The 2,730-nt window shown below is 61.9% G+C and carries 3 protein-coding genes; all 3 read right to left on the bottom strand.

The window, feature by feature from the left end:
• Positions 1-319: 319 nt before the first annotated feature.
• The 3 genes from FGX59_RS36405 to FGX59_RS36395 all read right to left on the bottom strand — a co-directional run bounded on the left by FGX59_RS36405 (position 320) and on the right by FGX59_RS36395 (position 2,642).
• The gene (locus tag FGX59_RS36405) at positions 320-667 is read right to left on the bottom strand and encodes a hypothetical protein (RefSeq protein ID WP_138473422.1); all 348 of its coding nucleotides are present in this window, start codon (positions 665-667) and stop codon (positions 320-322) included.
• Positions 668-883: 216 nt separating this feature from the next.
• The gene (locus tag FGX59_RS36400; RefSeq protein ID WP_138473421.1) at positions 884-1,171 is read right to left on the bottom strand and encodes a DUF1330 domain-containing protein; all 288 of its coding nucleotides are present in this window, start codon (positions 1,169-1,171) and stop codon (positions 884-886) included.
• Between the two features lie 259 nt (positions 1,172-1,430).
• Entirely contained in the window at positions 1,431-2,642 is a 1,212-nt protein-coding gene (locus FGX59_RS36395) for an ABC transporter substrate-binding protein (RefSeq protein WP_138473420.1), read from the bottom strand.
• Positions 2,643-2,730 lie beyond the last annotated feature (88 nt).

Genomic DNA, 2,730 nt, shown 5'->3' with positions numbered 1-2,730 from the left:
ACCGCGCTCGGCATACCCGTCACTGTGGCCGTAGGATAAGTCCGTCCGGGGAAAGGGGAACCGCGCTCAGCCCCCGATTTGTGCAACAAGGCCGAGGTCATTCGTCCTCTCCGTCCGCCCGCCGGCCCTCGCATGGCTCCGGGCGTTCCATGCTTCGGTCCGTCCACAGGGCGGCCCGATCCAGCTCTGCCGGACCGCGTGTCACCCCCAAATCGCCGCCGCCTTTTTTCTCAGGACCAGGAGCGCTGCCTTCTCCTTGCGCCTCAGCTCCCGCTCATTCGGCGGGCAGACAGTCCCCCGGACTGTCTGCCGATCCGCCTCATTGTTGGATCCGCTTCCGGTCGTCCTTCGTTTCGCGGGCAATCCGCGCCGAGGCCGTCCGGTCCCAGTCATTCGCCATCTCGCAGGCTTCGCGCCAAAGGGAGATCTGCTCGGGAAATATCCCGCGGCAGCGGCAATAGTCCCCCAGTTCCGTCTCGTTCAGCGCGGCGGCCTCGATCACCGCCGCGAGCTTGTCTCTGGACGTCCACCCTTCGACATTTGCGTCGGCTTCGGGCAGCAGCTTGCCCTTCGCCCGCGCTACCGCGCGCCATTTCGCGAGCGTGCCCCGCGAGATCCCTTCCTCAACCGACAACCGGTTCAAGGGTATGCTGTTCGGCGGCAGCATCTTTGCGAGAACCGCCGCCTTTCGTTCTGGTAAGTAAGCCAATCGTCAACCTGTCCCGCCCGCATCGATGCATAGTTTCAGATTGAAGGACGGTGACAACTACCCGCACGAGGGGGCCTTCCATGCAGCCACAACCTCTCCGTATGCCGGTCATTGCGATGCTCGGTTGATCCGTTTCAGACCATTCGGAAAACCATCTGTTTTGACGGACGTTACCTACTCACTGGTTTCGACGATCACGATATCACGCTCGGAAGCGCCTTTGGCGAAATATACCGCCTCTTGGTATTCCGGTGAATTGTAGCATGCCAATGCCTCTTCGATGCTTTCAAACCGCACGATAACCTGCCGGGGATGCTCGCGCCCTTCGAGCTGCACATAATTTCCGCCCCGTGCGATGATCGTTCCGCCATGAAGCTCAACCGCCGGGCCAGAGAGCTTCCTGTAATTATCATAGGCCTCGCTGTTGAGAACGGTAACATGGGCGATCCAGAGTGCGGGCATTTCAAAGCCTCCTGACTGACTGCAAGTATAGGGTGGAGATTTTCGAGATTTCCAAGTCTTGCAGCACTGAGAATTCGGTATCAAGGAGCCAGCTCACTCAACGTGGCACCCTGCGCGGACTTGAGCAAGGCCGATAGAAGGTTCAGATCTGACTCAGGACCTGGTCGCCTGCAAGATGCTTGTTTAAGACACCCTGCAGAACCCTAATTTTCCTGTTCGGCGTGCTTTCTCTGCGAAGGCGGTCCGGCAGGAAAAGCCATCATTCGAACATCGAGGCCGGATAGAATTTTTCTTCCGCCCAGGCGCCATCCTCGGCTTTGAGGATCATATATGCCCCTTTGGGCGTACCGCTTTCATCCATGGTCAGCGGGCCGGATGCGCCTTCCAGATCGATATCTTCACCGGCAGAAATCGCGGCCTTTCCCTCCGAGAAGCTCGTCACTTTCGTTCCCTTTTCGGAAACATCCCGCAGCACGGCATTGATGCCTTCGCCGGTGCAGTTTGCGGATGCCTGGAGCGACAGCGCGACGAGATTGACCATGTCGAACGCATTCGCGGAGAAAGGCAGGGGATCGCCCCCGGTTTCGCGACGCGTCAATTCCGCGAAAGCCTTGTACTCGTCGAGGGTATTGTCGGCCTCCGCCAGTTCGACATAGGCGCGGTCGTTGAGGATGCGGGGGTCGAGCGCCTCGAAGGTGTAGGGCACGGCAAGGTCGGAGGTCAGCAGCCATTCGCCCTCATATCCGCCCGCCGCGGCCTCCTTCATGACGGTTATGCCGGATTCCTGCCCGCCGGCGAGGTAGATCGCGTCCGGGTTATGCGACAGCACCGAGATCAGCTCGGCCTGGTAGGAGGGCTGGCCGGGATTGTAGATGATCATGTCGGTCAGCTCGATCCCGGCCGCGGTCACCGCCTCGCGCGCGACCTGCGCGGGCGAGATGGTGGATTCCTCGTTCTGGATCAGGAAGGCCACGGATTTGTAGCCCTTTTCGGCCATCCACAGCCCCGAGGCCGCGCCGTCGCCCAGATCCGAGGAGACCGTGCGGTAGACATAGTCGCCGCCGATCTCGTTCAGGGTGATCGTGCCGGCATAGGGCGAGAGCAGAACCGTCTTTCGGCGCTTGGCCAAGTCGACCAGCGCCACCATCTCGCCCGAGGCCGGGCCGAGGATCGCCACCGCACCCTCGCTGTCGATCATCTTGTTGGCCTCGCGGATCGCCTGTTCGGCCGAGCCGCCGGTATCGGCCACCACGGTGCGCAGCGGGCCGCAATTGGTGCCCCCGGCCGCGTTGACCTCATCGACGCCCAGCTGCACGGCATCGGCGACGATCTTGCCGAATTCGCCCAGCTCGCCGGTCAGCGGCACGAGGATGCCCAGCGTGACGCCATCGGTCTGGGCGAAGGCCGGTTGCACGGCCGTCAGGGCGGTGGTCAGGGCGGCAAGCGCCGCCGCGGATCTTGCAAATGTCATGATCTGTCTTCCTGTTGGCTTGCGTTCTTTTCTTTGCTTGCGGCTCCGCGCCCGGCAGGCGCGGCGCCCTTGTCGCGGAGGTCAGTGC

The sequence above is a fragment of the Poseidonocella sp. HB161398 genome (assembly GCF_005870025.1).
Lineage (GTDB): Bacteria > Pseudomonadota > Alphaproteobacteria > Rhodobacterales > Rhodobacteraceae > Mangrovicoccus.
Note: the sequence above shows the minus strand (reverse complement) of the source record. Positions and strands in the feature narration are given on the sequence as shown.